The organism is Pseudomonas sp. XP2, assembly GCF_053557975.1.
The window spans coordinates 15,451-19,726 of the sequence record NZ_JBNRIK010000018.1 but is presented as its reverse complement, the minus strand read 5'-3'; the positions used below and the strand labels follow the sequence as shown (position 1 = coordinate 19,726).

3 protein-coding genes are annotated in these 4,276 nt (G+C 62.4%); 2 read left to right on the top strand and 1 reads right to left on the bottom strand.

Annotation, left to right across the window (positions count from 1 at the left end; translation table 11 throughout):
- Positions 1 to 44 precede the first annotated feature (44 nt).
- Complete coding sequence (locus ACK1VC_RS18900) at positions 45 to 1,007, bottom strand: NAD(P)H-quinone oxidoreductase (RefSeq protein ID WP_016485313.1); 963 nt, start codon at positions 1,005 to 1,007, stop codon at positions 45 to 47.
- Positions 1,008 to 1,147: 140 nt separating this feature from the next.
- Between ACK1VC_RS18900 and ACK1VC_RS18895 the strand changes: the two genes are divergently transcribed.
- Both ACK1VC_RS18895 and ACK1VC_RS18890 read left to right on the top strand, forming a co-directional pair.
- Positions 1,148 to 3,229: a carboxy terminal-processing peptidase gene (locus tag ACK1VC_RS18895; protein ID WP_016485312.1), complete on the top strand. Its 2,082-nt coding sequence runs from the start codon at positions 1,148 to 1,150 to the stop codon at positions 3,227 to 3,229.
- 118 nt (positions 3,230 to 3,347) lie between these two features.
- The coding region (locus ACK1VC_RS18890; protein ID WP_449118014.1) for an EAL domain-containing protein at positions 3,348 to 4,276 on the top strand (929 nt) is incomplete at its 3' end.

Here is a 4,276-nt window from a genome sequence, read left to right as displayed (position 1 = left end):
GGGGGGGGGGGGGGGGGGGGCCCCCGCGAAGGGGCCGGGCCTGCTTACACCAGGCTTGGGTCGATCACCATTACCAGCTTGCCCGACACCTGGTTGGTCTCAAGCTCGGCATACGCCGCCTGAGCGAACTCGACAGGATAAGTATCGACCAGCTGCGGCGACAAACGCCCTTCGGCGAACAGCGGCCACACCTGCTGTTGCAGCTCGCGCAGCAGCTCGGCCTTGAAGCCGTCGTCACGGTTGCGCAGCGTAGAGCCGGTAATTTCCAGGCGCTTGCCCAGCACCTGGGCCAAGTCCAGCTCAAACTTGCGCCCGCCCATCAGGCCGATGATCACCCAGCGCCCGTCACGGGCCAGCAGCTTGAGGTTGAGTTCGCCGTAGCTGGCGCCCACCGGGTCGAGAATCACGTCGAACGGCCCGAAACCTTCCAGTGCATCCAGGTTCTCGTTACGTACCACACCCCCCGCAGCGCCCAGCGCCTCGCAATAGGCCAGGCGATCCGGCGAGCCGACGCTGACCCACACCGGGCTGCCGAATGCCTTGCACAGCTGGATGGCAGCCGAGCCAACACCACTGGCGCCAGCATGCACCAGCACCTTTTCACCGGCCTTCACACCCCCCAGCTGGAAGATGTTCAGCCAGGCAGTGGCATACACCTCCGGCAAGGCTGCCGCTTCATGCAGGCTGAGCCCTTCGGGCACCGGCAGTACATGACGGGCATCGACCACCACTTCCTCGGCCATGGCGCCACTGGCCAGCAGTGCGCACACCCGGTCGCCCACGCGCCAGTCGGCGCCGGCGCCCACTTCCTCGACCACCCCGGCGCACTCAAGGCCCATGTATGGGCTGGCGCCTGGCGGTGGCGGGTACAAACCTTTCATCTGCAGCAGATCGGCGCGGTTCAGGCCCGCAGCAGCCACGCGAATGCGCACTTGGCCCGCGTCACAGGCCGGGCGTTCGGCCTCGACCCACTCCACATGTCCGTCAACGCCTTGCAATGCCTTCACAGTGCCTCCATAGTTGAATCATGACTGGGCCTGGGGAACGCACACCCCAGGCTTTTTGCAGTATTTGCCCGGTTCCATGGAACCGGCAACGGAAAAGACGGCCTACTATGCGTGATCAATTGCCTCCACGTCGAATCAGCATGAAGCATTTCCTCCCAAGCACCGCCCTCGCTGTAATGATCGGCCTGGGCAGCCTCGCGCTCGGCGGCAATGCAGCGGCCGCCAACAAGTGGGACGGCCTGCAGCCGGACCGCGACGAGATCGTCGCCAGCCTCAACGTGGTGGAATTGCTCAAGCGCCACCACTACAGCAAGCCGCCGCTGGACGATGCCCGCTCGGTCATCATCTACGACAGCTACATCAAGCTGCTGGACCCGGCGCGCAGCTACTTCACCGCTGCCGACATTGCCGAATTCGACAAGTGGAAAACGCAATTCGACGATTTCCTCAAGAGCGGTAACCTGGACCCGGGCTTCACCATCTACAAACGCTACCTGGACCGCGTCAAGCAGCGCCTGGACTTCGCCCTGGCCGAGCTGAACAAAGGCGTGGACAAGATCGACTTCACCGCCAAGGAAACCTTGCTGATCGACCGCAAGGACGCCCCGTGGATGAAGGACCAGGCCGAGCTCGACGACCTGTGGCGCAAACGCGTCAAGGACGAGGTGCTGCGCCAGAAGATCGCCGGCAAGGAACCCAAGCAGATCCAGGAAACCCTGATCAAGCGCTACAAGAATCAGCTGGCGCGCCTGGACCAGACCCGTGCCGAGGATATCTTCCAGGCCTATATCAACACCTTCGCCCAGTCCTATGACCCGCACACCAACTACCTGTCGCCAGACAACGCGGAAAACTTCGACATCAACATGAGTTTGTCGCTCGAAGGCATCGGCGCGGTGCTGCAAAGCGACAACGACCAGGTCAAGATCGTACGCCTGGTGCCGGCAGGCCCGGCAGCCAAGACCAAGCAGGTAGCACCGGCCGACAAGATCATCGGCGTGGCCCAGGGCAACAAGGAGATGGTCGACGTTGTCGGCTGGCGCCTGGACGAGGTGGTCAAGCTGATCCGTGGCCCGAAAGGCTCGGTGGTACGCCTGGAAGTCATCCCCGCCAGCAATGCGCCGAGCGACCAGACCAGCAAGATCGTGTCGATCACCCGTGAAGCGGTAAAACTCGAAGAGCAGGCGGCGAAAAAGTCGGTGCTCAAGCTCAAGCAGGACGGGCGTGACTACAAACTGGGTATCATCGAGATCCCGGCCTTCTACCTCGACTTCAAGGCTTACCGCGCCGGTGACCCGGAATACAAGAGCACCACGCGTGACGTGAAGAAACTGCTCACCGAACTGCAGAAAGAGAAAGTCGACGGCGTGGTCATCGACCTGCGCAACAACGGCGGCGGCTCCCTGCAGGAAGCCACCGAGCTGACCAGCCTGTTCATCGAGAAAGGCCCGACCGTGCTGGTGCGTAACAGCGACGGCCGCGTAGACGTGCTCGAAGACGAAAACCCGGGTGCCTTCTACAAAGGCCCACTGGCGTTGCTGGTCAACCGCCTGTCGGCCTCGGCGTCAGAGATCTTCGCGGGTGCCATGCAGGACTACCACCGCGCACTGATCATCGGGGGCCAGACCTTCGGCAAAGGCACCGTGCAGACCATCCAGCCGCTCAACCATGGCGAGCTGAAGCTGACCCTGGCCAAGTTCTACCGGGTTTCCGGGCAGAGCACCCAGCATCAGGGCGTACTGCCGGACATCGACTACCCGTCGATCATCGATACCAAGGAAATCGGCGAGAGCGCTCTGCCCGAAGCCATGCCGTGGGACACCATCCGCCCGGTAGTCAAGCCGGCGGCGGACCCGTTCAAGCCTTACCTGGCCATGCTCAAGGCGCAACATGAAGCGCGCAGCGACAAGGATGCCGAGTTCACCTACATTCGCGACCGCCTTGCCCTGACGCAGAAGCTGATGACCGAAAAAACCGTCAGCCTGAACGAGCAGGACCGCCGTGCACGCCACGACGAAATCGAAGCCAAACAGCTGGCGCTGGAGAACATCCGCCGCAAGGCCAAGGGTGAAGAGCCGCTCAAAGAGCTGAAAAAAGAGGACGAGGACGCGCTGCCGGTCGAGGACGAAAACACCAAGCCGGAAGACGACGCCTACCTTTCGGAAACCGGTCGTATCCTGATCGACTACCTCAGCGCCAGCACCAAGGTGGCCAAGAAGTAAGGCGAGTCGGCAGTGATGGCAAAATAGTGCGACCTGTCATCAAACAGTCATCGCGCTGTCGTGAAATACGGTGGCCGGGCATGCAGATGCCCGGCCCTTTCATTTTCAGGAATACGTCATGACCGTCGCCGAACAGCTCAGTGCCTTGAGTGCCATCCTGGCTCAACGCAGCATCCACAGTCTGTTTCAGCCGATCATGTGCCTGAGCGAGCAACGGGTTTTCGGCCATGAAGCGCTGAGCCGTGGGCCGTCCAACAGCCCGCTGCATGCCCCCCTGAACCTGTTCAGCATCGCCCGCCAGGCCGGCCGCCTCACCGAGCTGGAAGCCGCTTGCCGGGAAAGTGCCTGCCGGCGCTTTAGCGAACAGCAGTTGCAGGGCAAGCTGTTTCTCAACATCTCGCCTGAATCGCTGCTGGAGCCGCACTACCCGTCCGGCCTCACCCTGAAGCTGCTGGAGCAGGTCGGCCTGCCGCCCAGCCGGGTGGTAATCGAGCTGACCGAGCACACCCCGACCGACGACTTCCAGCTGCTGTCAAATGCGCTGCACCACTACCGTGACATGGGCTTTTCAATAGCCCTCGACGATCTGGGCGCGGGCTATTCAAGCTTGCGCCTGTGGTCGGAGTTGCGCCCTGAATACGTGAAGATCGACCGCCACTTCATCGACGGTATTCACCGCGACCCGCTCAAGCGCGAGTTCGTTGGCTCGATCTTGCAGATTGCCCGGGCATCGAAGGCACAGGTGATTGCCGAAGGCATCGAGCTGGCAGAGGAGCTGGCAGTGCTGACCGAGATGGGGGTAGACCTGGTGCAGGGCTACCTGCTGGGGCGCCCGCAAGAGCTGGGCGTACGGGAAAGCTGGCCGTTACCGGCGCTGGGCAGCGTGCCGTTGGCCGAGCAACCGACAGTGCGGCTCAACGCCACGCTTGGGCAGTTGCTGGAGTTGTTTGAGCGGCATCGGCACCTGGAGGCATTGGAGGTGGTGGATGCTGACGGCAAAGGTTGTGGATTGATCCACCGGCATGGTTTGCCTGCCCTGGCCCTATC